Origin of the sequence: Qipengyuania profundimaris (genome assembly GCF_030717945.1) — a bacterium.
Taxonomy (GTDB): domain Bacteria; phylum Pseudomonadota; class Alphaproteobacteria; order Sphingomonadales; family Sphingomonadaceae; genus Qipengyuania; species Qipengyuania profundimaris.
This window is the reverse complement of record NZ_JAVAIM010000001.1, coordinates 523,210-549,552: the sequence shown is the minus strand read 5'-3', so window position 1 is coordinate 549,552 and position 26,343 is coordinate 523,210. Positions and strand designations below refer to the sequence as shown.

Below are 26,343 nucleotides of genomic sequence, written 5' to 3'. Positions count from 1 at the left end.
AAAAAGCCGCCCTGCGGGGTTGCGAACAGGCCTCTCGCTTGTCGTGATTCGCCTGCCGCCCTAAGCAGACCTTCACCATGATCATCGCCTGTCCCGCCTGTTCGACCCGGTATGTGGTGCCCGATAGCGCCATCGGGATCGAAGGCCGGACGGTGCGCTGCGCGAAATGCAAGCACAGCTGGTACCAGGATGGACCCGACGCGGAACAGATCGCAGCGGCTGCTGCGGTGCCTGCGCCGCCTCCGTCTGCCGCAGCGAAGCCTACCCCGGCTCCGGCGCCGAAACCGACCCCCAAGCCCGCGCCTGTCCCCCAGCCGGCCACCACGAATGCGGATACACCAGCCACCGCCGCCTCGGACGTCAGCTATGGCGGTGCCGACCCTGCTGCCGAGGAACAGCGGGACGGGCCGGACTTCGACGAGGCAGAACCACCCTATGGCGAGGTGCAAGACGATTTGCCCCCTGCGCCCGAACCGGAAGACATGGACGATGGCTCTTCCAGCTTCGACCATGCCCCGCCGTTCCGCCCGCGCCGCAACATCACCAAGATGTGGACGATCGCTGCGGCGGTCTTCGCGCTGCTGGCGGTGGGCACGATCCTCACGGTGAATTACGTCGGCCTGCCGGATTGGGTGCCGGTGTCGAAACCACTGTTCGGCCAGGCGCAGCCCGATCTCGAACTGTCCTTCCCGGTCGAGGAGCAGGAGCGGCGCACACTGCCCAACGGCACCGAATTTTTCGGCGCGAAGATCGTGGTGAGCAATACGGCACGCGAAAGCCGCAATGTCCCGCCGATCCTGATCGTGCTGCTCGACCAGCGTGAGCGGCAGGTTTACAGTTGGGTCGTAAATCCGCCGCAGCCAACGCTGGCTCCGGGCGAGGAAATGACGATCAACGAAGCCGTGACCGACGTGCCGAAATCGGCCGTGTTCGCGGATATCGGCTGGGCCCCGCGTTAACCGGGCCGAACCACCTCACAAACAAGCTTGCGAGGGCGTGGCGGCGCTGCTAGTGGCGCGCTCCTACCGGCGGGACGGCGTGCGATTCACGCGCTCCCGATGCAGACTGTGTGCGGTCGTGGCGGAACTGGTAGACGCGCAACGTTGAGGTCGTTGTGGGTGAATAACCCGTGGAAGTTCGAGTCTTCTCGACCGCACCAACAGTCTTTGTCCGGATATCCGATCCTTACTTTCAGAGCGTGCTGAGCGCCCACCAGGGGCCATCCTTGCGATCCGCCTTGAACCGGCCGAGGTCGCGTAGCCGCGCCATGAAAGCCGGCTTGAACATCTCGTCGTCCTTGAAGTTCTCGCCGACAGTGCTCGGAAAAGTATCGTACATATCGGCCGTGGTGAGCAAGATCTCGCCGTAGGGATTGCCGAGGCGCAGCGCGGCGATCGCGCCGATCTCGCTTTCGTTGACGAGCAGGTCGTAGCCGCGCTGGCCATTCTTGAGCGGGCCGGACTTGCGATTAAGCTCGGGCGCAGGCTTGCGCACCGTCGGCCCGTTACGAACGACGTAAACCTTGGGCGCGGTCTTGCGATATTCCTCGGCAAAGTTTTCCTGCGACGTAGTGGAGGCCTTGGTCACTCCGTGCGACGCCATCTCCTTGCGCACCTGCCGATCGACGATCGCCATGGTCCGGTCGAAGAAGACCGACCGCCGCACCCCGCCATCGTAGAGCGACACTGCCTTGCCGTCCGATCCGGCCACCCGCAGTTGCTGGTGGAAGACCGGCATGGCCGACGACGCCATGGTGGCCGCCGCGAGCGCTTCGGCCGCTTTCTCGAGGCTTGGCGCCTTGTTCACCAGTTCGCGCAAATCGGCATAGCGGAAGCTACCGTCGTCGGCTTCGACGAAGCCCGCGTAACCTGCGATGCTGGAGTTCCCGATCGCTTCAACCAGTCTGCAGTCGCCATCGGGGCACAGCGCCTCGATAATCCGCTTGCGTAGCGGCGCAGTGCCTGCAGCGGAACCGAAGAACGGCACCAGCGCGAGGCCCGTATGGCGCACGACCTCGCTCTCCTTCGCGGGCGAATAGCCCCAGACCAGCCGGTCGAGCGCATGACGACGCATTACGGGCGTCTGCTTGGGATCGAGAGCCACCATCAGCATCAGCGCCTGCAGCGATCCGGTCGAAATGCCGGTGATGACGCCGATCCCTTCGAGGCCCAGTTCCTTCGCCCCGCTCTGTTCGCTCAACCGCTTGAACAAACCCGCGCCGAAAGCGCCCCACTGCCCGCCGCCCGACAGCAGCAGAACGTTGCACTCGGGCGCCTCGGCTTCGACATGGCATTCCACCGCTTCCTTGATGGAACAGCTCATCGGATCGTCCAGCTTGCATTCCAACGCCGCAGTCGCATCGCGCTGGACATCGCGGATAAGCGGGCCGGGATCGCCGTCCATCACATGGGTGTAGAAACCTTCGATCTCGAAGGTCAGCGCGCCGCGCCGCACGATCTTGAACGCAATGGCAAGAACAACGACAAGGCCCAGCAGCACTGCGCCGATGCAGATAAGAATATCGATCACGATCCGGTCCCCCCACCCGATGGATTTCGGGCAGGATAGGCCAAACCGCTGGCGAATCAATCAGCCGTGCGCCCCGAACTCATTGGCGATGCAGGTCGAAATGCGCAGGCACAGCGCATAGGCATCGTCGATCGGGTCGATATAGCGTTCGCGGATGTCGGCATAGCCTTCGCCCTGTCCGCGCGGATATTCACCGGCCTCGTCCATGTTGAAGTCGTCCTTGCGCGGGAAGCTAACCGGATAAGCGCGCCGCAACTGCGCCAGCGCGTCGTCGATGCGGAGGGAAAAGACCATTTCCAGCACGTCGGTCCGGCTGATGTCGTTTGCCCGGCTGAAGGCAGGGACCGAGACCGCCTTCAGGAACATGTGCTGGAGCAGTGCGAGACGCACGGCTTGGAGCACACCGATGATCCGGCGCACATTCTCGCGATCCGGATGCGGCTCCTCATCGGGCACGAGTTCGAACAGGCGGTGGAGCTTGAGCGCATCGACGCGCAGGCGCGAGGCGAGGCGACGGAAGACGCCGTTGCGATCGTCCGAAATGAGATATTCCGCCAGCGCCTCGCAGGCTTCGCCAAGGTGATCTTCGGTCCCGCGATAGGGCCGGCTCGCCCAATAGGCGGAATTGAACAGCTCGCCATAGGCAGCCACGGTCTTGATGCTGGCGAGCGAATTGGACGCGCGGACCAGCCGCATGATCTGCCGCCCGCGGGCGCTTTCGTTGAGCAGCGTGGCGATATCCTCGATATTGCCTTCCGCCGCGCTGCCGATGCCGGCGATGATATTTACCGGATAGCCGAGCTGCTGGAGGATCGAATTGTGCGGGATCGCGCGGATCTGTCGCAGGCTCATCTCACGATCGGCAGAGAGGTCCGACTGGCGGCGCGATACGCGGCTGCCGGTCTTGTTCAGCAGGCCGAGGCCGAAAGCTGTGACGGCGCGACTGTAGGTCCGGCTTTCCAGATGGTCGCGCTGATGCTCCTTGATCGCGCGATAGAAATCGAGGCTGAGATCGGTGCGCCGATAGAAAGGATCGGTCGGCACTTGTGCATCGGTGTGCGCTGGCGTGTGCTCGACGATCTTGGTCAGCGTCGCGAGAGCCAACTCGGGCGTGGCGAAGAACAGATAGCCATCGCCACCTTGGAAGCTGGCCTCCGGCTCCAACCGGATACCCGCGCGCGCGAAACGGCGCTGCGACCAGGACGATAGCGGCCATTCGATCCGGTCCTCGAAACTGGAGGGGTGCGCGCCGCGCCCCATCCCCTCACCATGCGTATTGAAGATGAGCGCGGCCACATCGGTCAGCCCGTTATTCTCCATCGCCTGCGATAGACGGCCTTGCAAACGCTCGATTGCAAGGCTGGCCGGAATCTGCCCCACGAAGCGCCCGGCATCCGAAAAACCGGTCTGGATCGCGATCCGACCGCGGCGCTTCGCGTACGTGCGGTACTCGCCCTCGGCCAGCAGCGCGTCGAGGAAACGGCCGCCATGCTCCAGCGCAGTCTCGGTCTCGAACAGCGGCGAGACATCGACCTTGTCCTCGATCCCGAACAGCTTGGCGAAATAGAGCGCGGCGAGCACCGTCGCGGGCTGCTCGCATTCGGCCACCAGCATGCGGATCGGCGCATCGGCATCGATGTGCTTGAGGATCTGCGTCATCACGAGGAATTGCCGCACGGCAGTCGAACTCTCGACCGCGAGGCTAGCGAAATTCGCGCTGACAGGTTCCACATTGGCGATCAGCTCACGCAGCGCGGCAAGCGCCCCGCGACTGCCGAGGTCAATATCCGCCGCATCGCCCAGCCGCGTGCGGATCGCATTGTGCAGCTGCTTGGCGTTCACACGAAAGTGGATCCACCCCATGCCGATTCCGTCGGCGCGCATCGCCGCAGTGAGCGTACGTAGGGCGATGGCTTTTTCCGCGGTGGAAGACGCCGCCTCGCCTTCAAGCTGCGCGATGGTCTGGCGCAGGGACAGCAGCTTGCCTTCGCCGTCCTCGGTCAGACGGTTGGCAGCCGCCGACAGGTCGCCAGCGTCCGAAAGATCTCCGGCGAACTCATCCGCGCTCGCCCGCGTCCGCGTCGCCGCGGCCCGCAGCGTCCCGAGTAATTCGTGGTCGTCGTCGATCGCTTCGAGTTGCGCGGCGTAGCGCTCGAGCCGCTGCGCTTTTTCGGCAAGGCGGAAAGCGATCGAGGTGTACCACTTGATATCGGTCCGGCCATCCATGTCGTAGCCGACCCAAGTGGCAAAGCGGAACGGCAGCGGGGTGAAATCGAACCAGCGACTCGGCCATTTCTCATGCGCGGTATCCAGCGCTTCGCTTACGATGCGGTCGCGCGCGTCCTGCGCATTGGCAATGGCGGACATCGCCCGCTCGTGTTCGTAGCGCAGCGTGATCTCCGGCCGCTCGCCGCTCTTGCCAGGCGCGATCCCGCCGCCGTGCGAGGCCGCCTGCGCCACGGCCGCGGACTGGTCGGGCGTCAACAGGAAGGTCGGATGCGCGGTGAACACCGCGTGCATGTGCGGGTGCTCCCAGAAATTGCGGAACACGTCGAACTCGCCATCCGCCGACGTCTGGCCATCGAGCCGATCCTCGGCCTCTTCCGGCACGACGAGGCAGCGCAGCCGCTCGGCCCGGGCATCGAGGGATTTCGCCTCCAGCTCTTCGATCAACCGAGAGAGGTCCGCGATGCCGATTTCGTCGCGCTCCAACCGGCGAGAGATATCGAGCGACAGCTGAAATACTGGATTGAAGATTGGGGTCAGTGCGGTCTGCCGATGAAGCTCCTGCAATCTCTCGCTGAGGCCAGCAAGCGTGATGGCCAGCGTCTGGTCGGGCATTCGGGTGTCCTCCGGCATAAAAATCGCGATCCGTTCGGCGGGAATGCGCCGCGCAAGTCAAGGCGAGCGCGCCCCCGTTGTCCATGAATACGCATGCGGCGCGCACTGGTTGCAAGGCGTTTCGCAAGGGGCTGGACAGCGCGGGTGCGAAGCTTCACCGATGCGCGAATGATGCAACAAGCGGGACGACGAGCATGAGCGACTGGACCATCGGAATTATCGGCGGCTCCGGCCTCTATGCGATGGATGCGCTGGAGGATGCGCAGTGGATTTCGGTCAAATCGCCCTGGGGCGAGCCGTCGGACGAGATCCTGTGCGGCACGATCGGCCATGTCCGCGTCCGCTTCCTGCCGCGGCACGGGCGCGGCCACCGCATCGCACCGTCGAACATCAATGCGCGCGCCAATATCGATGCGCTCAAGCGCGCTGGCTGTACCGACATTCTCGCCATCAGCGCGGTCGGCTCGCTGTCCGAAGAGCTCCCGCCCGGCCGCTTCGTGACTGTCGATCAGTTTATCGACAACACGAAGGGCCGCCCCGCGAGCTTCTACGGTGACGGCTTCGTTACCCATGTCAGCATGGCCGAACCGGTGTGCCCGCGCCTGTCGAAACACGCGCTCAAGGCGGTCGAAAAAGCAGGCGGCGGCTGCAGCGAGGGTGCGACTTACCTGGCGATGGAAGGCCCGCAGTTCTCGAGCCGCGCGGAAAGCAAGCTCTACCGCCACTGGGGCGCCGAGGTTATCGGCATGACCGGCATGCCCGAAGCGAAACTCGCGCGGGAGGCGGAGCTGCCCTATGCGCTGCTTGCCATGGTGACGGATTACGACAGCTGGCGCGACGATGCGGAAAGCGTCGATGTGGCGGAGATCGTCAAGCAGATGAACGCCAATGCCGCCATCGCGCGCAAGGCAGTCGAGATTTTCTGCAAGGGCCTGCCAAAGAAGCGCAATCCTTCGCCCATCGACCAGGCGCTCGCCGACGCGGTCATCACCGCCCCGGACAAGCACGACAAGGCGCTGGTTGCCAAGCTGGACGCGGTGGCAGGCCGCCTGCTGGGCAAGGGATGAGCCAAGCTTACGACCTGCTGGTCGTCGGCGGCGGCATCAACGGCGCAGGCATCGCGCGCAATGCTGCGGGGCGCGGCTTGCGCGTGCTGCTGGTCGAGAAAGACGATCTCGCCTCGCACACCTCTTCCGCCAGCACCAAGCTGGTACATGGCGGCCTGCGCTATCTCGAGATGTACGAATTCCGGCTGGTGGCGGAATCCCTGCGCGAGCGGGAAGTGCTGCGGCGCGCCGCGCCGCATATCATCTGGCCGCTGCGCTTCGTCATGCCGCACGAGCCGAGCATGCGCCCGCGCTGGATGCTGCGCGCCGCCCTGTTCCTCTACGACCATATCGGTGGGCGGATGAGCTTGCCGGGAAGCAAGGCGGTCGACCTTACCGTGCCACCGCACCGTGGCGTGCTGCAGGATCGCCTGACAAAGGGCTTCGAATATTCCGATTGCTGGGTGGAGGATTCCCGCCTCGTCGTGCTCGCCGCGATGGACGCCGAGGCACGCGGCGCGACCGTGCTGACCCGGACCGAATGCACCGCGCTGGCGCGCTCGGCGGACGGCTGGCGGGCGACGTTGCAGGCGCCGGGAGGGGACCGCGAGATAGAGGCGCGAGCCGTCGTGAATGCGGCGGGACCTTTCGTGGACCGGCTCGCGAAGGCCGCGCTCGGCAGCGGCACGCCCTCGCACCTGCGGCTGGTCAAGGGCAGCCACATCATCCTCTCACGGCGCTTCCCGGGCGAGCATGCCTATATCTTCCAGCAGCCAGATGGCCGGATCGTTTTCGCCATCCCCTACGAGCGGGATTTCACCCTGATCGGCACCACCGATCTGCTCTACGAAGGCGATCTCGACAAAGTCCGCATCGCGGATGAGGAGATCGATTATCTCTGCGAAGCCGCCTCGCGCTATTTCGTGAGCCAGGTGACGCGCGAGGAGATCGTCTCCACCTATTCCGGCGTCCGCCCGCTCTACGAGGACAATGCGGCCAGCAACAGCACGGTCACGCGCGATTATGTGTTCGAGCTGGAGGCCGACGGCGGCGCGCCGATCCTGTCGGTCTATGGCGGGAAGATCACCACTTTCCGCAAACTGGCCGAGCATGCTCTGGGGAAGCTGGGCGAAGCGATGACCGTTCCCGGCGAGCCGTGGACTGCGACTGCATCTCTGCCGGGCGGCGAGTTCGAGGACGGGGACTTCGCCCGCTTCCTCTGGCAATCGAGCGAGCATTATCCGTTCGTGCCGCCGGAGATGCTGCTGCGGCTGGCCCGCGCCTATGGGACACGGCTGGCCTCCATCCTGCAAGGTGCCGAGAACCTCGACGATCTCGGGGAACGCCTCGGCGGAAATCTCTACGAAGCGGAGCTGCGCTACCTCGTGCGCCACGAATATGCGCGCACCGCCGAAGACGTGCTCTGGCGGCGCAGCAAGCTCGGGCTGCACCTGCCCGCCGATGCACAGGCACGGGTGGGCGAGTGGATGGCCGCCAACGCTACGGAAACCGCCGACTTCGCTTGAAAGCAAGAGGTTGCAGGTCCAAGTGGGGCGCTTCCTCTGACCATAAGCGAGTCGAATGGCCCTGAAAGATCCAGCCCCCAAGCCTATTTCCCGCAACGAAGTGCGCGTCGCCTATCGCGCCGAAGAGAACGCCTGCGTCGCGCAGCGTCTCGCCGAAGCCTCACGGGCATCGAAACTGCATGACGAGGCTGCGGGCATCGCTATCCGGCTCATCGAGGATGCGCGCAAGCGCAAGGCTTCGGGCATCGATGCTTTCCTCCACCAGTATGGCCTCGCGACCGAAGAAGGCGTGGCGCTGATGTGCCTTGCCGAAGCGCTGCTGCGCGTGCCCGATGCGGCCACCGCCGACGCGCTGATCCGCGACAAGATAGGCGATATCGACTGGGCGGAGCATATGGGCGAAAGCTCCTCCACTTTCGTCAACGCCGCCACCTTCTCGCTGATGCTGACGGGCGAAGTGCTGGAGCGGCCGGAGGAAGCGCAGAAGGGCATGCGCCGCACGCTCAAGGGAGCGGTAAACCGCCTGGGCGAGCCGGTGATCCGCAAGGCGACACTGCAGGCCATGCGCATCCTCGGCGGCCAGTTCGTTTATGGTCGGACGATCCAGGAATCGCTGAAGCGCGCCGCGCCCGAGCGGGCGCGCGGGCTCACGCACAGCTTCGACATGCTGGGCGAAGCGGCGATGACCTATGCCGATGCCGAGCGGTACCGGGTCAATTACCAGAAGGCGATCGAGCGGCTGGCGCGCGAATCCACCGGTAACCTAGCGACCTCGCCCGGCATCTCGGTCAAGCTGTCGGCGCTGCATCCGAAATACACCTTCATGCATGCCGACCTCGCCATCGCCGACCTCCTGCCGATCGTGCGCGACCTGGCGGAGATGGCGCGCGACGCGAATATCCATTTCACCGTCGATGCGGAGGAAGCCGACCGGCTCGAGATGTCGATGGACATCATCGAAGCGCTGGCACGCGACGACAGCCTGTTCACCCGCGCCGACGGCACGCGCTGGGAAGGCTTCGGCATGGCCATCCAGGCCTATCAGAAGCGCGGCGTGCCGCTGTGCGAATGGGTCGCCCGGCTAGCCCGCAAGCACGATCGCAGGTTCTTCGTCCGCCTCGTCAAAGGGGCCTATTGGGACACCGAAATCAAGCTCGCCCATGTTGGCGGGCTGAGCGATTTCCCCGTTTTCACCCGCAAGATCGCGACCGACGTCAGCTTCCTTGCCTGCGCGGACAAATTGCTCGCCGCGAACGATGCAATCTATCCCGCCTTCGCCACGCACAATGCCTATACCATCGGCTCGATCAAGGCGATGGGGGAAGGCAAGACCTTCGAGTTCCAGCGCCTGCACGGCATGGGCGAAGACGTCTATGGCGCGCTTGCGCAGATGGAGGGCAACCGGCGCACCAATGTGCGCATCTATGCGCCAACAGGCACGCATAAGGACCTGCTCGCCTATCTCGTGCGTCGCTTGCTTGAGAACGGGGCGAACAGCAGCTTCGTCAACCGCATGGCGGATGCCGACGTTCCGGCGGCAGACTTGGCTACCGACCCGATGGCCGAACTGGCCGCGCTCGATCCCTATCGCAATCCGACGATCCCGCTGCCCGAAGACATCTTCCCGGACCGGAAAAATTCGGCGGGGGTGGACCTGTCGGACCCGCTGGTGCTCGAACCCCTGCTCGGCCGCCTGGCCGAGCTCGACCGCAAGCACTGGCGCGCGGAACCGACCTTCTGCTCCGGCGCGGAGGGCGAAGTCGCGCCGATCAACAAGCCGCACGATCTTTCCGCCGAGGTCGGCACGCGCCGCGATGCGCTCGATTTCGAAGTCGAGGAAGCGATCACACGGGCCGAGGATATCCAGCCGGGCTGGAACGCGCTCGGCGGCGAAAAGCGTGCGCTCCTGCTGGAAGCCGCAGCCGACCTGTTCGAGGAGCATACCGACGAGTTCCTCTCGCTCTGCCAGCGCGAGGCGGGCAAAACGCTGCTCGATGCCGTGCTGGAGCTGCGCGAAGCCGTGGACTTCCTGCGCTTCTATGCCAACGAAGCGCGCCGCCAGTTCAGCGGGCCGATGCCGCTGCCCGGCCCGACGGGTGAGGAAAACCGCCTGACCCTGAACGGGCGCGGCGTCTTCGCCTGCATCAGCCCGTGGAACTTCCCGCTGGCGATTTTCATCGGCACCCCCGCCGCCGCACTGGCTGCGGGGAATACGGTGGTGGCCAAGCCCGCCGAGCAGACCCCGCTGATCGCGGCGCTTGCGGTGCGCCTGTGTCACGAAGCTGGCATTCCTGAGGAAGCCTTCCAGCTGCTTCCCGGCGCTGGCGAAGTCGGCGAACTCATCACTTCGGACCCGCGCATCGCGGGCGTTGCCTTCACCGGCTCGACCCAGACCGCACAGGCGATCAATCGCAGCCTCGCCGCGCGCGACGGGCCGATCGCCACGCTGATCGCCGAGACCGGCGGGCAGAACGCGATGATCGTCGATTCCACCGCGCTGCCCGAGCAGGTGACGCGCGATGTCGTCGCCAGCGCGTTCCAGAGCGCGGGCCAGCGCTGCTCGGCCCTGCGTGTCCTCCACATTCAGGAGGACGTGTACGACGAGATGCTGACCATGATCCGCGGTGCATTCGAGGCTCTGCATATCGGCAATCCCGAACACCTCGCCACCGACATCGGGCCGGTGATCGATCCGGACGCGAAGAGCTCGCTCGAACGCCACGTCGCGCGCCGCAAGAAGGGTAGCAGCAACGTCTGGCGCCGCCGCCTGCATCGCGGAGCGGCCGCCGGATGCTTCGTCGCGCCGACCATTATCGAGCTCGATTCGATCCTCGACCTGAAGCGCGAGAACTTCGGCCCGATCCTCCATGTTGTGCGCTACAAGGCGAGCGATCTCGGCCGCGTGGTGGAGGACATCAACGCGACTGGCTACGGTCTCACGCTCGGCCTCCACAGTCGCAACGACGACACGCGCGCCTTCGTCGAGAGCCGCGCGAAGGTCGGCAATTTCTACGTCAACCGCAACCAGATCGGCGCGGTGGTCGAAAGCCAGCCCTTCGGCGGCGAAGGGCTCTCCGGCACCGGGCCCAAGGCCGGCGGACCGCATTACGTCGCGCGCTTTGCGACCGAGCGCGTGGTCTGCATCGACACGACGGCCGCAGGCGGAAACGCAACGCTGCTGGCGAGCTAGACGCGGATAAAATTCCCGGGCCGCTTGCCGTAACGGCGCGGCTCGGGAATCTTCGCCCCATGGCGATTCTTTCCGACAAGTGGATCCGCGACAAGGCGACGAACGAGGGCATGATCGAGCCCTTCGTCGAGGCGCAGCGGCGCGAGGGGTGCATTTCCTACGGACTGTCGAGCTTCGGCTACGATGCGCGGGTCGCGCCCGAGTTCAAGATCTTCACCAATGTCGACAGCGCGGTGGTCGATCCCAAAGATTTCGCCAGCAACAGCTTCGTCGATCGCGATACCGACGTGTGCGTGATACCGCCCAACAGCTTCGCGCTGGCGCGCACGGTCGAATATTTCCGCATCCCGGAGGACGTGCTGGTCATCTGCCTCGGCAAGAGCACCTATGCGCGCTGCGGGATTATCGTGAACGTCACCCCGCTGGAGCCGGGTTGGGAAGGCCATGTGACGCTGGAATTTTCCAACACCACGCCGCTGCCCGCGAAAATCTACGCCAACGAAGGCGCGTGCCAGTTCCTGTTCCTGCAGGGGAACGAGCGACCCGAAGTCACGTATTCGGACCGGGCTGGCAAATATATGGGGCAGCGCGGAGTCACCCTACCGCGGCTTTGACTCTCCCGCGCGCCGGGCGCATGCAGCGCGCAAAGGAGATAAACATGGCCGACAGGGAATTCGACATCGTGGTCTATGGCGCAACCGGTTATACCGGGCGCTTGGTGGCAGAGCATTTCGTCCGCGAGTATGGCAGCCGCGACGATGGCCCGAAATGGGCGATGGCGGGCCGCAGCGAAGACAAGCTGACGGCGGTGCGCGACGAGATCGGCGCCCCTTCGACAACGCCGATGATCGTCGCCGATGCATCCGATCCGGCCAGCCTCGAGGCGATGTGCAACCGCACTAGGGTCGTGCTGACGACCGTCGGCCCCTACCAACTCTATGGCGACGAGCTTGTCGCGGCCTGCGTCAAGACCGGCACCGACTATGCCGACCTGTGCGGCGAGCCGGTCTGGATGCGGCAGAAGATCGACGAGCACATGGAGGCCGCCAAAGCCAGCGGCGCGCGCATCTGTTTCTCGTCCGGCTTCGACTCGATCCCCTTCGATCTCGGCGTGCTGATGGCGCAGAAGGAGGCCGAGAAGCGCTTCGGTTCCGCCGCTCCGCGCGTGAAAGGGCGCGTGCGCGGGATGGCAGGCAGCGCCTCGGGCGGGACTGTCGCCAGCCTGACCGAGACGATGAAGGCGGTGGCGAAGAACCCCAAGCTCGTCCCGATACTCACCAGCAGTTTCGGCCTGACGCCGGGTTTCGAAGGACCGGACCAGCCCAACGGCATGATCCCGCGTTACGAGGAAAGCCTCGGCAAATGGGCCGCGCCGTTCGTGATGGCGCCGATTAATACGAAGAACGTCCACCGCACCAACTTCCTGCTCGGCCATCCGTGGGGGACCGATTTCCGCTACGACGAGATGGTGCTCACGAGCCCCGGCGACGCGGGCAAGGCGGCGGCCAAGGCAGCCGCCGACATGATGAAGAACCCCTTCGGCGCCAAGCCGCCCAAGCCCGGCGAGGGGCCGACCCCCGAAGAGCGCGAGAACGGCTTTTACGATGTGCTGTTCGTGGCCGAGATGCCGGACGGCCGGACGCTGCACTACGGCGTGAAGGGTAAGTACGATCCCGGCTACGGCTCGACTAGCCGCATGCTGGCCGAAACCGGCATGGCGCTGCTCGAGACGGACGGCGAAGGCGGCGTCGGCACCCCGGGCTATTTCCTTGGCGAGAAGCTGGTCGAGCGACTGCGCGACCATGCCGAACTCACCTTCGCCGTCGAAGACTGACCTCGCCTAGAAGCTGAGCCGCACGCTCGCGGTGATGTTGCGGCCCGCCAGCGGCACGAAGTCCTTCGTGAAGCTGGTGTGACGCCGCCCGGTTACGTCGAAGATGTTGTCTGCCTGGAGCAGCAGCGACACCGCCGGGTTGGCCCGCAGCGGACGCCAGGCGACCGAGGCATTGACGAAGGTGTAGCCGTCGGTCGGCGTTTCGAAAGCCGCAACGTCGTCCTGACCGTCGTACCATTCGACTTCGGCACGCACGTCGATGGCCTCGCTCGACGCTTCCAGCGCGCCCGACAGGCCCAGCGGCGGAATGCGCGGGACGTTGCTGCCATCGTCCAGCTTGGCGCGGACATATTCCGCGGTCAGCTCGGTGCCGAAGCTCCAGTCGCCATTGTCGAAAAAGGTGTAAGCCAGTTCGGCCTCGACGCCGGTGTAGGTCGCATCCTGCTGGAGATATTCGAACACCGGCAGATCGTCTTCCTCGAAGCCGGTTTCGGACAGGTAGATATAGTTGTCGAACCAGCTCCGGTACGCCGCCACGCTGAATTCGGCGCGGCCCAGCCGGCCTCGCGCATAAATTTCGCCACCCCACGCACGTTCGGTGACGAGGTCGGGGTCGCCGACTTCGAATGCCTGCGTGGCGATATGCGGACCGTTGGAGAAGAGTTCTTCCGCACTCGGGGCGCGGGCTACGCGCGAGACGTTGACGCCTGCGCGGAAGGCCTCGGGCCCGTCGTAAGCAAGACCGACTGCGCCTGAGAGAGTATCGAAATTGCGTTCGATGCCAAGCGGGACCGAGTTCACCGACGTCGTCTCGAATCGCGCCGAACCTTCCAGCTGCAGCGGGCCATTGCCGTATTCCTGCAGCGCGAAAAGCGCATATTGCTCGGTCCGGTTGGGCGCGACATAGGCCTCCGCGCCCTCGGCATCGAAATCGCGGGCGTAATATTGCGCGCCCATCGATCCGCGCCAGCGGCCTTGCGTATCTTGGACGATCTCCAGCCGCGCTTCGACCCCGCCGACGTCGAATACGGTGCCGACCTCATCGCCTTCGAATTCGGTATGCGTGTAATCGGAATAGCCGACGCGCAGCTTCATGCGCTCGAAGAAACCGTCTCCCAGGGCAAGATCGGCCAGCAGGTCGGCGCGGTACTGGCGCAGGCCGATGCTGACGCGCTCTTCGCCCTCTTCCTCGCCTTCCTCTTCTTCGCCGCCCTCTTCCTCGCCATGGTGGTGACCGGCGCCGGGGCGGCCGGGAATGCCATAGGCGGAATCGTAAATGCCGAAGGATGCGCCCAACTTGCTGTCGCCATCGATGAAGGCGAGGCCGACATTCGCCGACCAGGTTTCGCTGGCGGTGTTGGGTACGAACCCGCGCTGATCGGCGGCTTCGCGCAGCTCGTCGGCCTCTTCGAATTCGCCTTCCGCTTCTTCCTCGGCAGCTTCCTCGAGCAATTCGGCGCGCAGCGCCGGTGCGACCGAGAAGCCCGGGATCTCAAGATCGCCGGTCTCGCGCCAGCTACCGCCGAAATGGGCGACCAGTCCGGTCTGGCCGAAGGGCACGTCGACCGACGCGCCTGCTTCGCGCAAGTCGGTCGCCGTATCCGCGCGGACGAGCGCATCGACATGGACCGGCTCGTCGGGAATGCGGCGGGGGATGCGCTTGTCGATCACGTTGACCGCGCCGCCGATCGCCTGGCTGCCGAACAGCAGGACGGCCGGGCCGCGCAGCACCTCGATGCTCTCGGCGTTCAGCGGATCGATCGATACCGCGTGGTCGTCGGATGTGTTGGATACGTCGATCGCGCCGACCCCGTCGACCAGCACCTTCACACGTTCGCCGGAGAAACCGCGCAGGACCGGGCGCGACGCGCCGGGCGAGAAGCCGGTTGCGGAAACGCCGGGAAGATGGGCAAGCACTTCTCCCAGCTGGCCGTCGAGATTGCGCTGGAGTTCAACGTCCTCGACCACGCTCGTCCCGGCGAGCAGGTCGAACTGGCGCAGCCCCTGCGCGCTGACGATAATGACGTTCTGCGTATCACGGCGACGGTCATGCACGTCGTCGGTACGATCCGGATCGGCCGCTTCGGTCTCGGGAGGCTGCTCCGTCGTTTGAGCGATTGCGGGCGTGACCCCGACGAACGCGACGGACGACAGGAGAAGGGCGATGCGGTGATGATGATACAACATAACCGGCCCATTAGCGCCTGCATTTCACGTTGCAACCCGAAACCGGCAGGTTTGGACGAATGCACGCCAACACACGACGAACCGCATCGGTCGTCGCTTCTAGCTCGATCGCTGGAGGAAAATGGAGCGGGCGAGGCGATTCGAACGCCCGACCCCAACCTTGGCAAGGTTGTGCTCTACCCCTGAGCTACGCCCGCTCACTGACGCTCGCCGAACCGCATGGCCCGGTGGGGAGGCGGCCAACTAGCAGCGGGTCATGAGTCCCGCAAGCCCAAAAAATGCAGAATTTGCGACAGGCTTGTCGCTTGGCCCCTGCTCCTTCACATTGCCGCGCGAATGCCCACATGGGACGCACTCCGGATTACGCAAACAGGTGGTATAACGTGGCAAGCATGGGTCTGAGCATCGACGAGCAGAAGGCGGTCGACCGCTTCAAGCAGGACATCGTCGAACCCTCGATGTCGAAGCTGATCATCCTCGATTTCTTCGCCGAATGGTGCGGCCCGTGCAAGGCACTCGCCCCCCTCCTCGAGAAGGTGGCCGCAGAGTATGCCGACAAGGGCGTGGAGCTGCGCAAGATTGATGTCGACAAGGAGCAGTTCATCGCCGCGCAGTTTCAGGTGCAGTCGATCCCGACCGTCTACGCCATGTTCCAGGGGCAGCCGGTCGCGGATTTGACCAATGCGCGCACCGAATCGCAGTTGAAGCAGACGCTCGACCAGATTCTCGCGCAGATCCCCGTGCAGGGCGGCGATGTCGATGGCGGTCAGCCGCAGCAGCAGGACGTCACGCAATTCGTCGAAATGGCCGAGCAGGTGCTGGCCGAAGGCGATGCGGAGCGTGCGGCGGGCATCTTCGGGCAGGTCGTGCAGATGGCGCCCGACAATGCGGCAGCGCATGCCGGGCTCGTGCGCGCTCTGGTGCAGGCGGGACAGGTCGAGTCCGCACAGTCTGCGCTGCAGGCCGCCGAGACCAATCCGGCCGTGGCCTCCGACCCGCAGATCGAACAGGCGAAAAGCGCGCTCGAGCTTGCCGGCAACAAGGTCGACGATGGCGAGCTCGCCGAATTGAAAGCCAAGGCCGAAGGCGGCGATATGCAGGCGCGCTATGACTATGCCGAGGCCGCCTTCGCCGCCGGTGATCGCGACGCGGCCGCCGATGAATTGCTGGCCATGTTCGAGACCGATCGCGAATGGAACGAGGGCGCGGCGAAGGCCAAGCTGCTGCAGATCTTCGAGGCGGTCGGGCTGGAAGACCCGTGGGTCGTCGCTACGCGCAGGCGGCTGTCGAAGCTGCTGTTCGGATGACGATGACGAAGCGGCTTTCCATTTTTCCCCTGCCTGGCGCGATCCTGTTTCCGGGCTTGCAGCTTCCCCTGCATATCTTCGAGCCGCGCTATCGCGATCTGGTCGGCAGCGCGCTGGCCAAAGACCGGCTGATCGGCATGATCCAGCCGCAACGCTCTGCCGATCGCGCGCCGCTCTACGACATCGGGTGCGTCGGACGGATCGCCGATGTCGAAGCGCTGGAGGACGGACGCTACAACATCGTTCTCGACGGCGAAGCGCGCTTCCGCGTGCTCAAGGAGCTGGAGGTCACCACCTCCTTCCGCCAGGTCGAGGCGGAAATCCTCGACGATCCGGAGAACGAATTCCTCTCCAGCGTGGAGCGCGGCAGCTTCGAGTTCGAGGCCCGCCGGTTCGCCGATTTGCAGGGCTATTCGGTCGACTGGGATTCGGTCCAGCGGCTCGACGACGAGACGCTGATCAACGGCGTCGCGCAGATCATACCCTTCGATGCGGCCAGCAAGCAGGCGCTGCTCGAAGCCCCGAACCTGTCGCAGCGCTGCGAGCTGATGATCCAGCTGATGCAGTTCTTCGCCCTGCGCGACGACGGCGACGAAATCGTGACGTTGCAATAATTGCCAACCGGCATCCGCCGGTCGGTCCTCGCTAGACGTGCAGCAAGCTGCACCCGCTGCGGGCGCGCGGTCGCGCTTGCCTCGCCTGCTGGCTCGGGGCCTTATTTAGAGCCCGAAGCTTCCGCGCAGTCCGTCGATCACATATTGCGCGGCGAGTGCGGCCAAGAGCACGCCTAGCACACGGGTGACGGCGGCTTCCACCTTGTCGCCGAACAGGCGCATCAGCGGTCCGGCGGCGATCAGGGCGAGCATGGTAATGACGAGAACGGCGCCGAGCGCGCCGAGCACTACCAGCGATTGGTTGAGCCCCTGCGCCTCGTTCATCAACAGCATGATGGCGGCGATCGCGCCGGGTCCGGCGAGCATCGGAATGGCCATTGGGAAGACCGAGACATCCTCGACCTCGGGCGTCGCCGCGACCTTTTGCGCGCGGTCCTCGCGCCGCTGGGTGCGTTTCTCGAACACCATCTCGAAGGCGATCCAGAACAGCATCAACCCGCCCGCGATGCGGAAGCTATCGAGTTCGATATGCAGTGCGCCGAGCAATTGTTCGCCGAACAGGGCGAAGACCAGCAGGATGACCGCCGCAATCACGCAGGCGCGGATCGCCATATTGCGGCGCTGCGCAGAGGTCGCGCCCTTGGTCAGCCCGGCATAAATCGGAGCGCAGCCCGGCGGGTCGATCACCACGAACAGCGTGATGAAGGCGGAGAGGAAGAGAGCGGTCATTGGTTGGCGGCTGCTCGCAAATCGGCGGGCCAACGCTCGTCCACGACCAGTGACCATCGGCCTTCGGTGAAGGCGTGGAGCCGGAAGATGCGGGCGGAGCCGGAATACCCCCACCGCCATGAGAGCGTACCGTCCGGCGAGTTCGTCGCCGCCGAACCCTCGGCCACCGGTGGCGCAGCACTCGTCGGCGCGGTGCAATCGCTCACATTGCCATCGACGGACTCCAGGCCTTCGACCACGATTGCATTCGGGTCGGACACAGCGGAGCTTGCTTCACGTGGCGGCTGGGGATCGTCGAGCGCCGCTGCGTTGTGGAGCCACTCGTAGTCGCCATCGCGTGCGCGCCGCCAAGATGTCAGATAGCTGCCGACATCGCCGGTCGCATTCTGGAAGCGGCCTTGGCTGACTGCGAATTCGCCATCGCAGCTCATCCAGACCAGGCCAGGCGACCAGGCGGCGACCATTTCGCTGTCGTCGAGGCCGGGCACATACTCGGCTGCCAAGCGCTCGCCGGATGCCGAAAGCACCTTCGCGCCCGATGCGGCAAATTCCAGCGAAGCAGAGAACCGCCCCTCGTCTTGCACGGCGCGCACCATCTCGCTTTCGCGTGCGACGATACGGCTCGGCTGGGCGGCCCCCGGTGCCGAACGCATCAGTCGCTGGTAATGGTCGTCCGAATAGGAGCGACTGGTGCACCCCGCCAGCGCCAGTGCGATGGCGAGCACGGCCAGTCTCATATCGTGCCCTCGGGCAGGTCGAGCCCCTCGTTGCGAAAGGCCGCGACCACCGTGTTGCGGAGCAGGACGGCGATGGTCATCGGCCCGACCCCGCCCGGCACCGGAGTGATCGCGCCTGCAACGCCTTGCGCGCCGGCATAATCGACATCGCCGACCAGCCGGCCTTTCTCCGCGCCCTCGGCAGGCGGAAGGCGGTTGATGCCGACGTCGATTACGGTGGCACCGTCCTTGAGCCAGTCGGCCTTGACCATTTCCGCGCGCCCCACGGCAGCGACGACGATATCGGCGCGCTTGACCACGCCCGGCAGGTCCTTCGTGCGGCTATGCGCGATTGTGACCGTAGCATTGGCGTCGAGCAGCAGCTGCGCCATCGGCTTGCCGACGATGTTCGAACGACCAATGACGACCGCTTCCAGTCCCGACAGATCGCCGAGCCGGTCGGTCAACAGCATCATGCAGCCGAGCGGAGTGCAGGGCACGAACCCGCTCTGGCCGACCGCCAACCGGCCCGCATTGGTCACGTGGAAGCCGTCGACGTCCTTGTCCGGACTGATCGCGGCGATCACCGTCTGCTCGTCGAGATGGTCGGGGAGCGGCAGCTGGACGAGAATGCCGTCCACGGCGGGATCGGCGTTGAGCTGCTCGACCAGCGCCAGCAAGTCGGTGTCGCTCGTATCCGCAGGCAGGCGATGCTCGAAGCTTTCCATGCCCGCCGCTACGGTCGCCTTGTGCTTAGAGCGGACATAGACCTGGCTCGCCGGGTCCTCGCCTACCAGCACTACGGCGAGGCCGGCCTTGCGCCCGCTCGCGGCCTCGAACTTCGCCGCCTGCTCGCCCACACGCTCGCGCAGCTTCGCGGCGAAGGCCTTGCCGTCGATGACCTGCGCTTCGCTCACGCCATGCCCCGGATGATGCCGTCGAGGACGATCAGCACCACATTGACCAGCAAGATCAGCACCAGCGGGGAGAAATCGATCGTTCCGGTGTTCGGCATGAAGCGCCGGATCGGCCGGAAGAGCGGATCGAGCAGCCGGTTGATGGCGTCGTAGAAGCTCATCAGGAATTCATTGCGCCCGACCACGTTGAAGGCGAACAGCAAGCCGATGATGAACTGGATGATGACCAGCATGATCAGCGCGCTCGCGAGCATGGAGATGATGTTGTAGATGGTGAGCAGAGCCTGCATCGAACCCTTCTTCCCTTGTGGCGGCCAATGGCCGGTGTCCTACACGCCTGACGCACCCTGCGCCAAGCCTTGAATGGCGTCTATCCCGCGCTGACCAACGTACCTGCGCCGCGCGCGGTGAAGAATTCCAGCAGCATCGCATGCGGCACCCGCCCGTCGAGAACGACCGCCGCCTCGCAGCCCGCCTCCACCGCGCTGACGCAGGTTTCCAGCTTGGGGATCATCCCGCCGCTGATCGTGCCGTCGTCGCGCAGACGCGCGATATCGGCAGGGGTCAGGTCAGTGAGCAGATTGCCCTGCTTGTCGAGCACGCCTGTCACGTCGGTCAGCAGCAGCAGGCGCGCCGCGCCGAGCGCCGCCGCCAACGCGCCCGCCATGGTGTCCGCGTTGATGTTGTAGGTATGCCCGTCCTCGCCGACGCCGATCGGCGCGACGACCGGGATCATGCCCGCCGCCGTCGCGGTTTCCAGCACGGTCGTATCGACTTTGGCAGGTTCGCCGACGAAACCGAGATCGAGCGCCTTCTCGATATTGCTATCAGGATCCTTGACCGTCCGCGCCAGCTTCTTCGCGGTAACGAGTCCGCCATCCTTGCCACTGATGCCGATCGCCTTGCCCCCGGCGCGCGCGATGGAGCCGACGATTGCCTTGTTGATGGCGCCCGACAGCACCATTTCGGCGACGTCAGCCGTCTGCTTGTCGGTCACGCGCAGCCCGTCGACGAAGGTCGTTTCGACGCCAAGCTTTTCCAGCATCGCGCCGATCTGCGGGCCGCCGCCGTGGACGACCACCGGGTTGATCCCGACAGCCTTCAGCAGCACGACATCCTCTGCGAACTCGCGCGCGGCGCGCTCGTCGCCCATGGCGTTGCCGCCGTATTTCACCACGAAGCTGCGCCCCGCATAGCGCTGGAAATAGGGCAGCGCCTCGATCAGCGTTTCCGCTTTTGCGTGGATGTCGCGGCCTGCCGCGGTGTCACCGGCCATGATGGGGAGCCTCCTCAATGCAGCCGTGCCCTAGCGGGGCGCGGCTACAGGGGGAAGCCCGTTTGCGAGGCGATGCGCTTACTCGGTGGCAGGCGCTTCTGTGGCGGGCTCGTCGCCCTCGGCCACGATGACATCGTCACCCAGCGTCGGATCTTCGCCTTCCATCGTCACGCCGGAGACGTCCGCGTCCTCGCGGATGGGCTGGTTCAGCCGCTCTTCCTGCGTCGTTATCGCAGCGTCGGGGATCGTCTCGACCGTCTCGTCGCCATCGGGATTGAGGAACATGATGACGGCCGCCACGGCCAACAGCACGATGATGCCCACCCACATCCAGCGGGTGTGAGGCTTGGTGTCGGGAACGGGATCGGTCATTCTCGGGTCTCCACTGTTTGCGTACCAATGAACGAACCCGCGCCGACGTTCCGGACGGCTCCTGCAAGGATCGCCAGAGCAGTGTTGGACAATAGTTGGACTTGCCGAGGGCCAGTACCGCGACATGGACCGCATGGACCACTGTCCTGGCGCGAAAAACTTTCCCGCGCCCACGGCCTCTCCGCAAACGGACTATCGACCAGGGCAGGGAAGGCTCGCATGGAGGCATCCAAGCATTTTCCGGCCAAGTAGGAAAATGCGGGCCGGGCTGCTCGCGCTCTGCTAGCACCGGGATCATGAAACACCTTGTGCCCCTCGCCGCCCTTCTCCTTATCGCCTGCGCCACCACCGCGCCAAGCGAAACGTCGCAGGACCGGTTCTGGCAGGCGCTGACGAGCCATTGCGGGAAAGCCTATGAAGGCGGCCTGGCAAGCGAGGATGCGCGCGATGCCGACTGGGCGGGCAAGCGCATGGTGGCCCATTGGGCGGAGTGCAGCGAGGACCGCGTAGCCATCGCCTTCCATGTCGAAAGCGATATGGAAACGGCAGTCGAGCAACCTGTCTGGAACCGAAGCCGCACATGGATCGTGACGCGCGAGACGATTTCCAACGCCGCGCAGACGACGACCACGCGCCTGACCCTCAAACACGACCACCGCCACGAAGATGGCGAGCCCGATGCCGTGACCTTCTATGGCGGCACCACCGAACTGGCGAGCGGCAGTGCGCGGGGCCAGGACTTCCCGGTGGACGAGGAAAGCATCGCGCTGTTTCGGCGCGAAGGGCTGGACGCCTCGCTCACCAATGTCTGGCGGATCGAGGTCGACCCGGCGAGCGATCCCGACGCGCGCTTCGCCTACCAGCTGACGCGCGCGAACGACCCCACGCGCCTGTTCCGTGTCGAGATCGACGCGAGCACACCGGTCACCCCGCCCCCGCCCGCCTGGGGGTGGTAAGGACAGAACGGGGCCGATACGAATCCCGATTGCCGACCGATTTTTTCGGCAGTAAATAGCGTGCTGTCACCGGGGCATCGGGCTTCGGTGCACGGGGGACATTCGACCATTAAAAGCATGAGTTTGCGCGGCGCGCTGTGCGCCGTCGCATTGGCTGCCGGCATGCCGGTTGCCGCGCAGGACACGCAAGGTGCAACGCAAGCTGCGGTGGCACCTACTGCCGAGGCGCAGTGCGAATTGCACGTCTGGCCGACCGAGAATTACCTCGGGGTCAAGATGGGCCTGTTCAGCGGCTTCGGCCTGATCGGGGCGGCGATCGACCAAGCAGGCCATGCCAAGGGCGTGCGCACAGTGAAGGACCTGATGCGTGATTACCTCGGCCCGCAGGTGCAGCTGGAGGAGCTCGAGAAGCTCGACTATCTCGCCAAGCTCGGCCTCGACGCCAGCGAATATCGCGTGATCGTGCAGGAGCCGACGCCCTGGAACGAGGACCTGAAGGGCAACAAGGAACTCAAGGCGCAGGTCAAGGCGATGAACGCCAAGATCAAGCAGGGCGAGCGGCTGACCGCATCGACCAATCCCTGCTACGCCGAGCTGATCACCACCCACATCTTCTATCACAAGGCGATGATGTACGGATCGAACCTGTTCACCGGCTGGCATTACCGCCAGTTCGATGGCGATACTCTTGTCAGTGACGGCAAGGGGCAGGTGAAGAACCCGCTCGAGGAATTCCCGCCCAAGGACGAGACCATGGTGGAAACCGCGAAGATCGAACTGCGCGATGCCTATTCGAAGGATTTCGCGGAATGGGTCGAGAAGAAGTCGGGCACCTGACCGGAAATGTCCGGCTCGCCTGAGTAACTCGGCGGAAAAGGCGCAAACTGGATAGGATCCAAACGACAGCGGCCGCCCCTTTGACCGGGGCGGCCGCCGAATTTGCGCCGTAAGGCGGGGCGCTAGCGCGAGCTACTTGGGCTGACGCGCCTTGTCGTCCGACTTGCCGCCGTCCTGCTGCTTGGACTTGTCGCCCTGCTGCTGCGGCTGCTTGTCGTGGTCGTTCGAACCCTTGCCGCCCTGCTGGGCCTGGCCGGGTTTCTTGTCTTTATTGTCCATGGAAAATTCCTTTGGATGATGCAGGCCGGGAAATACCGATCCACACCAAACCAAGCATTGGGGCGGCTAATGGTTGCGGCTACATCGCGCTTTCGCGCCAGTAGGGGCGGGAAACGGGTCAGGCCCCCTGAAAGGCAGTAAAAACCGTGGGTTGGATGGACGAGACACTCTGGGCAAGCCAGCCGCTCGGTTGCGCCACTCTGGCAAAACCTGCTACCCGCGCTATCGGCTCGTGCGATGGGAAAGCTTCCTCGCTTCGATCCGAAACGGCGCAAGGCCCGCAAGCCGAGAAAGGTCCGGCCTGCGAAGTTCGGGCGGCGGCGGTCGGGGTGGATGGCAGCGTGGGCGGCGGTGCGGCCGTATGTCCTGCTGATCGTGCTGGCGACGCTGTGCTACATATTCGCCCTGCCCGGCGCCTTTCCCGCGCCCGGTTTCCTGTCGAGCGAGGCGCAGGTGATCGAGGGACGCTTTACCCGCTGCGGGCCGGGCCGCGGCTATTACTGCGTGATCGACGGGGACACGTTCAAGATGGGGCAGACCAGCGTGCGCGTGGTCGGCATCGACACGGCGGAGCGGGACGCCCAGTGCCCGGCGGAGGCGGCGCAGGCCGAAGCCTCGACCCGCGCACTGCAAGGCTGGCTCAATCGCGGCCCCTTCGAAATGACCGCCCGGCTGGACGATCCCACCGACCGCTACGGCCGGGCGCTTAGAACCCTCACTCGCATCCGCCCCGACGGCAGCGAGGACCGGCTGGCGGACTTCATGCGCACCGAAGGCGGCGCGCGGGGCTATTGGGGCGGATGGAGAGGGGGGTGGTGTTGAATTCAGTCAGCTTTCAGCGGCGGCAATTGATGATGGAAAAACCGTCCCATCAATTCCTCACAAGCCCCATCCAAGCCAGGGAAAAGTGAACCGGCAGTTATGCCCATAAGGCTTAATTCTACCATGATTTCCGATCTGTTTTCTGCTGGCAGGTCGATTGCCTTTAAAAAAGTCTTGCCCGATGAGTTTTCGATCCTGCCTATAAGCGTTTCGACATCGTCCACGTTGGTAAGCGTAGATATAGCTTGTTGGGGTATCGCTCTAGCGTTTTCTAAGGAAATTGCCTCAAAAAGAGAGAAATGAAGGGGCGCGAAATTAACTGTATCCAGCTGCGCAAATTGCTTGCTCCAACCGTCTCGATCAAACGCGAAAATTCGCACCTTGTCGCTTCTAGAGTCAGAGGATTTTCTACGCCGAAAAGCGAAAAACGCAGCAACGAAAGGAGAGTACGTCCAGTCTAAAAGTGGTGTCGGATAGCCGTGATGCTGAAGTAAATTCCAAAACGCTCCCATTTGCTGGGGATTGTTTGCATCAAAGAAATGACTGGTGCGAGCGCTCAATTGCCGATGTGCGGTTGGAATATCCTCTATAACATATCGGATCAAATCTTTCCGATAGGTTCGATGGAATGCGGTTCGCAACCGAAAGGGTTCTGGCTGCCCACGATAGACAAAGGCTTGCGGCGCCTGTTTAAGTGCAAAATCCTTAAACTCCGCCCAGCTCATATTATCTGCTCTCAGGGACGACTCTGTGCCAGTCGGACTTCTTTGAAAGGTGACTTGGCCCGAATTATCTGGTTCGGTCTGCCAATTCACCGACAGCTCATCGCCATCAAGAACGAAACGAAGATTGATAGTTTCTGGAAATTGATAATCTGGAAATGCCGCTTTGATTTGACTGGTATTGAGCATCGTCGCTTGACCGGGAGGCATCCAGTATAATTGGACCCCTCTCAATTCGTGGTGCGTAAATTCTCGCGGTAGTTCAAATTCGCACGTTACCCCCGGCGATCCGTCAGCGGTGAAAACTCGGGCCGTACCTCGCGCAACCTTATCGCCATCATCCAAATCGATGATGGCGTTAGGAAATTGTCCAACCACGTTATCGGGTGTGCAGCCTGTCCATTGGCCGGCGACTAGCGGCATATGGTTAGCCTTGCTTCACTCCGCCGCCACGCTCCCCGCAGCCTCGTCGCCGAACAAGCCCGGGCCGTCTTCACCGGATGCCTCTTCCTCGTTCGCGGCCTTGGCCTTGTTGCGCTTGTCGAAGCTGGACCACACGGTGTTCCAGTCGCCCTTGGTCGCGCCCTTGGAATATTCGGTCGCGCGCTGTTCGAAGAAGTTGGCGTGCTCCACGCCGTTCAGCAGCGGGGCGAGCCAGGGCAGCGGGTGGTCGTCCACCATGTAGATCGGCTGGAGGCCGAGCTGGCCCAGCCGCCAGTCCGCGATGTAGCGGATGTATTTCTTGATTTCCTTCGGCGTCATCCCGCTGACCGGGCCCATTTCGAAGGCGAGGTCGATGAAGTTGTCTTCCAGCCGCACCGACTTCTGGCAGATGTCGATGATGTCTTCCTTCACCGCCTTGGTGTAGCAATCGCGCTCGCGCACGAATTCGTGGAACAGGCGGATGATGCCTTCGCAATGCAGGCTCTCGTCGCGGACGGACCAGCTGACGATCTGGCCCATGCCCTTCATCTTGTTGAAGCGCGGGAAGTTCATCAGCATGGCGAAGCTGGCGAACAGCTGCATGCCTTCGGTAAAGCCGCCGAATGCCGCAAGCGTGCGGGCGATATCCTCGTCCGTGTCGACGCCGAAGACCTGCAGGTAATCGTGCTTGTCCTTCATTTCCTCATATTCGAGGAAGGCGGAATATTCGCTTTCGGGCATGCCGATCGTGTCGAGCAAGTGGCTGTAGGCCGCGATGTGCACCGTCTCCATGTTGGAGAAGGCGGTGAGCATCATCTTCACCTCGGTCGGCTTGAACACGCGGCCGTATTTGTCGTGGTAGCAATCCTGCACCTCGACATCGGCCTGGGTGAAGAAGCGGAAGATCTGCGTGAGCAGATTGCGCTCGTGCTCGGTGATCTTCTGCGCCCAGTCGCGGCAATCCTCGCCCAGGGGCACTTCCTCGGGCATCCAGTGGATCTGTTGCTGGCGCTTCCAGAAGTCGTAGGCCCACGGATATTCGAAGGGCTTGTAGGTCTTTCTGGCTTCGAGCAACGACATCTTGTGATCTCCGGGTTCCGCGTGAACGACTCATATAGGGAATCACAGGCCGGATTCGAAGGCAAGAGGGGACGATTCGGCGGGGATAAGATGGGAGGGTGCGGGGATAAGTCCTGAGCCGTGGCGAATGCGACGAACCG

The 26,343-nt window shown here is 64.1% G+C and carries 23 protein-coding genes and 2 tRNA genes; 12 read left to right on the top strand and 13 right to left on the bottom strand.

Going from position 1 to position 26,343, the window contains the following annotated elements:
* Positions 1-77: 77 nt before the first annotated feature.
* Positions 78-959 (top strand): MJ0042-type zinc finger domain-containing protein, encoded by an 882-nt coding sequence (locus tag Q9K02_RS02745; protein WP_305931506.1) that lies wholly within the window; start codon positions 78-80, stop codon positions 957-959.
* 112 nt (positions 960-1,071) lie between these two features.
* A tRNA-Leu gene (locus tag Q9K02_RS02740) sits at positions 1,072-1,159 on the top strand.
* 32 nt (positions 1,160-1,191) lie between these two features.
* Here the strand turns inward: Q9K02_RS02740 and Q9K02_RS02735 are convergent.
* Positions 1,192-2,529 (bottom strand): patatin-like phospholipase family protein, encoded by a 1,338-nt coding sequence (locus Q9K02_RS02735; RefSeq protein WP_305931505.1) that lies wholly within the window; start codon positions 2,527-2,529, stop codon positions 1,192-1,194.
* A 60-nt stretch (positions 2,530-2,589) separates the two neighbouring features.
* The gene (locus Q9K02_RS02730) at positions 2,590-5,370 is read right to left on the bottom strand and encodes a phosphoenolpyruvate carboxylase (protein WP_305931504.1); all 2,781 of its coding nucleotides are present in this window, start codon (positions 5,368-5,370) and stop codon (positions 2,590-2,592) included.
* A gap of 194 nt (positions 5,371-5,564) precedes the next feature.
* Between Q9K02_RS02730 and mtnP the strand changes: the two genes are divergently transcribed.
* The 5 genes from mtnP to Q9K02_RS02705 are packed head-to-tail and all read left to right on the top strand — an operon-like array spanning position 5,565 to position 12,966.
* Positions 5,565-6,437, top strand: a complete 873-nt coding sequence (gene mtnP, locus Q9K02_RS02725) for an S-methyl-5'-thioadenosine phosphorylase (protein WP_305931503.1) — start codon at positions 5,565-5,567, stop codon at positions 6,435-6,437.
* Positions 6,434-7,942: a glycerol-3-phosphate dehydrogenase gene (gene glpD, locus Q9K02_RS02720; RefSeq protein ID WP_305931502.1), complete on the top strand. Its 1,509-nt coding sequence runs from the start codon at positions 6,434-6,436 to the stop codon at positions 7,940-7,942. Before mtnP ends, glpD begins: the two co-directional genes overlap by 4 nt.
* Positions 7,943-7,997: 55 nt before the next feature.
* Positions 7,998-11,132: a bifunctional proline dehydrogenase/L-glutamate gamma-semialdehyde dehydrogenase PutA gene (gene putA / locus Q9K02_RS02715; RefSeq protein ID WP_305931501.1), complete on the top strand. Its 3,135-nt coding sequence runs from the start codon at positions 7,998-8,000 to the stop codon at positions 11,130-11,132.
* Positions 11,133-11,191: 59 nt separating this feature from the next.
* A complete protein-coding gene (gene dcd / locus Q9K02_RS02710; RefSeq protein ID WP_278329269.1) occupies positions 11,192-11,746 on the top strand; it encodes a dCTP deaminase in 555 nt (184 codons plus the stop codon).
* Between the two features lie 44 nt (positions 11,747-11,790).
* Complete coding sequence (locus Q9K02_RS02705; RefSeq protein ID WP_305931500.1) at positions 11,791-12,966, top strand: saccharopine dehydrogenase family protein; 1,176 nt, start codon at positions 11,791-11,793, stop codon at positions 12,964-12,966.
* Positions 12,967-12,972: 6 nt separating this feature from the next.
* On the opposite strand, the gene Q9K02_RS02700 is transcribed toward Q9K02_RS02705, so the two are convergent.
* Entirely contained in the window at positions 12,973-15,153 is a 2,181-nt protein-coding gene (locus Q9K02_RS02700) for a TonB-dependent receptor (protein WP_305931499.1), read from the bottom strand.
* A gap of 122 nt (positions 15,154-15,275) precedes the next feature.
* Positions 15,276-15,350 (bottom strand) — tRNA-Gly (locus Q9K02_RS02695).
* A gap of 195 nt (positions 15,351-15,545) precedes the next feature.
* Here Q9K02_RS02695 and Q9K02_RS02690 point away from each other — a divergent pair.
* Positions 15,546-16,460 carry a tetratricopeptide repeat protein gene (locus Q9K02_RS02690; protein WP_305933430.1) on the top strand — a complete coding sequence of 305 codons (915 nt, stop codon included), beginning with the start codon at positions 15,546-15,548 and terminating at the stop codon, positions 16,458-16,460.
* Positions 16,457-17,074 carry an LON peptidase substrate-binding domain-containing protein gene (locus tag Q9K02_RS02685; protein WP_422785403.1) on the top strand — a complete coding sequence of 206 codons (618 nt, stop codon included), beginning with the start codon at positions 16,457-16,459 and terminating at the stop codon, positions 17,072-17,074. The genes Q9K02_RS02690 and Q9K02_RS02685 overlap by 4 nt, the downstream gene beginning before the upstream one ends.
* A 105-nt stretch (positions 17,075-17,179) precedes the next feature.
* Here the strand turns inward: Q9K02_RS02685 and Q9K02_RS02680 are convergent, their stop codons facing one another.
* The 6 genes from Q9K02_RS02680 to Q9K02_RS02655 form a co-directional block, all read right to left on the bottom strand.
* Positions 17,180-17,803 carry a MarC family protein gene (locus tag Q9K02_RS02680; protein WP_305931497.1) on the bottom strand — a complete coding sequence of 208 codons (624 nt, stop codon included), beginning with the start codon at positions 17,801-17,803 and terminating at the stop codon, positions 17,180-17,182.
* Positions 17,800-18,540, bottom strand: coding sequence for a hypothetical protein (locus tag Q9K02_RS02675; protein ID WP_305931496.1), 741 nt, complete (start codon positions 18,538-18,540; stop codon positions 17,800-17,802). Before Q9K02_RS02675 ends, Q9K02_RS02680 begins: the two co-directional genes overlap by 4 nt.
* The gene (folD, locus tag Q9K02_RS02670) at positions 18,537-19,436 is read right to left on the bottom strand and encodes a bifunctional methylenetetrahydrofolate dehydrogenase/methenyltetrahydrofolate cyclohydrolase FolD (protein ID WP_305931495.1); all 900 of its coding nucleotides are present in this window, start codon (positions 19,434-19,436) and stop codon (positions 18,537-18,539) included. The genes Q9K02_RS02675 and folD overlap by 4 nt, the downstream gene beginning before the upstream one ends.
* Positions 19,433-19,726: a YggT family protein gene (locus tag Q9K02_RS02665; RefSeq protein ID WP_278329263.1), complete on the bottom strand. Its 294-nt coding sequence runs from the start codon at positions 19,724-19,726 to the stop codon at positions 19,433-19,435. The genes folD and Q9K02_RS02665 overlap by 4 nt, the downstream gene beginning before the upstream one ends.
* Before the next feature lie 80 nt (positions 19,727-19,806).
* Positions 19,807-20,712, bottom strand: a complete 906-nt coding sequence (argB, locus tag Q9K02_RS02660; protein WP_305931494.1) for an acetylglutamate kinase — start codon at positions 20,710-20,712, stop codon at positions 19,807-19,809.
* A gap of 78 nt (positions 20,713-20,790) precedes the next feature.
* Complete coding sequence (locus Q9K02_RS02655) at positions 20,791-21,084, bottom strand: hypothetical protein (protein WP_305931493.1); 294 nt, start codon at positions 21,082-21,084, stop codon at positions 20,791-20,793.
* Positions 21,085-21,380: 296 nt separating this feature from the next.
* Between Q9K02_RS02655 and Q9K02_RS02650 the strand changes: the two genes are divergently transcribed.
* Positions 21,381-22,040: a hypothetical protein gene (locus tag Q9K02_RS02650; protein ID WP_305931492.1), complete on the top strand. Its 660-nt coding sequence runs from the start codon at positions 21,381-21,383 to the stop codon at positions 22,038-22,040.
* Positions 22,041-22,157: 117 nt separating this feature from the next.
* Positions 22,158-22,877: a hypothetical protein gene (locus tag Q9K02_RS02645; RefSeq protein WP_305931491.1), complete on the top strand. Its 720-nt coding sequence runs from the start codon at positions 22,158-22,160 to the stop codon at positions 22,875-22,877.
* 132 nt (positions 22,878-23,009) lie between these two features.
* On the opposite strand, the gene Q9K02_RS02640 is transcribed toward Q9K02_RS02645, so the two are convergent.
* Positions 23,010-23,156, bottom strand: a complete 147-nt coding sequence (locus Q9K02_RS02640) for a hypothetical protein (protein WP_305931490.1) — start codon at positions 23,154-23,156, stop codon at positions 23,010-23,012.
* Positions 23,157-23,393: 237 nt separating this feature from the next.
* Between Q9K02_RS02640 and Q9K02_RS02635 the strand changes: the two genes are divergently transcribed.
* The gene (locus Q9K02_RS02635) at positions 23,394-23,978 is read left to right on the top strand and encodes a thermonuclease family protein (protein WP_305931489.1); all 585 of its coding nucleotides are present in this window, start codon (positions 23,394-23,396) and stop codon (positions 23,976-23,978) included.
* A 2-nt stretch (positions 23,979-23,980) separates the two neighbouring features.
* Here the strand turns inward: Q9K02_RS02635 and Q9K02_RS02630 are convergent, their stop codons facing one another.
* Positions 23,981-25,123 carry an FRG domain-containing protein gene (locus tag Q9K02_RS02630; protein ID WP_305931488.1) on the bottom strand — a complete coding sequence of 381 codons (1,143 nt, stop codon included), beginning with the start codon at positions 25,121-25,123 and terminating at the stop codon, positions 23,981-23,983.
* Positions 25,124-25,138: 15 nt separating this feature from the next.
* Positions 25,139-26,203: a ribonucleotide-diphosphate reductase subunit beta gene (locus tag Q9K02_RS02625; protein WP_305931487.1), complete on the bottom strand. Its 1,065-nt coding sequence runs from the start codon at positions 26,201-26,203 to the stop codon at positions 25,139-25,141.
* Positions 26,204-26,343 lie beyond the last annotated feature (140 nt).

What these genes read in the sequence shown, in the direction of transcription:
- Q9K02_RS02745 (WP_305931506.1), top strand. Translation starts at nt 78, where the DNA reads ATGATCATCGCCTGTCCCGCCTGTTCGACCCGGTATGTGGTGCCCGAT.
- Q9K02_RS02730 (WP_305931504.1), bottom strand. Translation starts at nt 5,370, where the DNA reads ATGCCCGACCAGACGCTGGCCATCACGCTTGCTGGCCTCAGCGAGAGA.
- mtnP (WP_305931503.1), top strand. Translation starts at nt 5,565, where the DNA reads ATGAGCGACTGGACCATCGGAATTATCGGCGGCTCCGGCCTCTATGCG.
- glpD (WP_305931502.1), top strand. Translation starts at nt 6,434, where the DNA reads ATGAGCCAAGCTTACGACCTGCTGGTCGTCGGCGGCGGCATCAACGGC.
- putA (WP_305931501.1), top strand. Translation starts at nt 7,998, where the DNA reads ATGGCCCTGAAAGATCCAGCCCCCAAGCCTATTTCCCGCAACGAAGTG.
- dcd (WP_278329269.1), top strand. Translation starts at nt 11,192, where the DNA reads ATGGCGATTCTTTCCGACAAGTGGATCCGCGACAAGGCGACGAACGAG.
- Q9K02_RS02705 (WP_305931500.1), top strand. Translation starts at nt 11,791, where the DNA reads ATGGCCGACAGGGAATTCGACATCGTGGTCTATGGCGCAACCGGTTAT.
- Q9K02_RS02700 (WP_305931499.1), bottom strand. Translation starts at nt 15,153, where the DNA reads ATGTTGTATCATCATCACCGCATCGCCCTTCTCCTGTCGTCCGTCGCG.
- Q9K02_RS02690 (WP_305933430.1), top strand. Translation starts at nt 15,546, where the DNA reads ATGGGTCTGAGCATCGACGAGCAGAAGGCGGTCGACCGCTTCAAGCAG.
- Q9K02_RS02685 (WP_422785403.1), top strand. Translation starts at nt 16,457, where the DNA reads ATGACGATGACGAAGCGGCTTTCCATTTTTCCCCTGCCTGGCGCGATC.
- Q9K02_RS02680 (WP_305931497.1), bottom strand. Translation starts at nt 17,803, where the DNA reads ATGACCGCTCTCTTCCTCTCCGCCTTCATCACGCTGTTCGTGGTGATC.
- Q9K02_RS02675 (WP_305931496.1), bottom strand. Translation starts at nt 18,540, where the DNA reads ATGAGACTGGCCGTGCTCGCCATCGCACTGGCGCTGGCGGGGTGCACC.
- Q9K02_RS02665 (WP_278329263.1), bottom strand. Translation starts at nt 19,726, where the DNA reads ATGCAGGCTCTGCTCACCATCTACAACATCATCTCCATGCTCGCGAGC.
- argB (WP_305931494.1), bottom strand. Translation starts at nt 20,712, where the DNA reads ATGGCCGGTGACACCGCGGCAGGCCGCGACATCCACGCAAAAGCGGAA.
- Q9K02_RS02655 (WP_305931493.1), bottom strand. Translation starts at nt 21,084, where the DNA reads ATGACCGATCCCGTTCCCGACACCAAGCCTCACACCCGCTGGATGTGG.
- Q9K02_RS02650 (WP_305931492.1), top strand. Translation starts at nt 21,381, where the DNA reads ATGAAACACCTTGTGCCCCTCGCCGCCCTTCTCCTTATCGCCTGCGCC.
- Q9K02_RS02645 (WP_305931491.1), top strand. Translation starts at nt 22,158, where the DNA reads ATGAGTTTGCGCGGCGCGCTGTGCGCCGTCGCATTGGCTGCCGGCATG.
- Q9K02_RS02640 (WP_305931490.1), bottom strand. Translation starts at nt 23,156, where the DNA reads ATGGACAATAAAGACAAGAAACCCGGCCAGGCCCAGCAGGGCGGCAAG.
- Q9K02_RS02635 (WP_305931489.1), top strand. Translation starts at nt 23,394, where the DNA reads ATGGGAAAGCTTCCTCGCTTCGATCCGAAACGGCGCAAGGCCCGCAAG.
- Q9K02_RS02630 (WP_305931488.1), bottom strand. Translation starts at nt 25,123, where the DNA reads ATGCCGCTAGTCGCCGGCCAATGGACAGGCTGCACACCCGATAACGTG.
- Q9K02_RS02625 (WP_305931487.1), bottom strand. Translation starts at nt 26,203, where the DNA reads ATGTCGTTGCTCGAAGCCAGAAAGACCTACAAGCCCTTCGAATATCCG.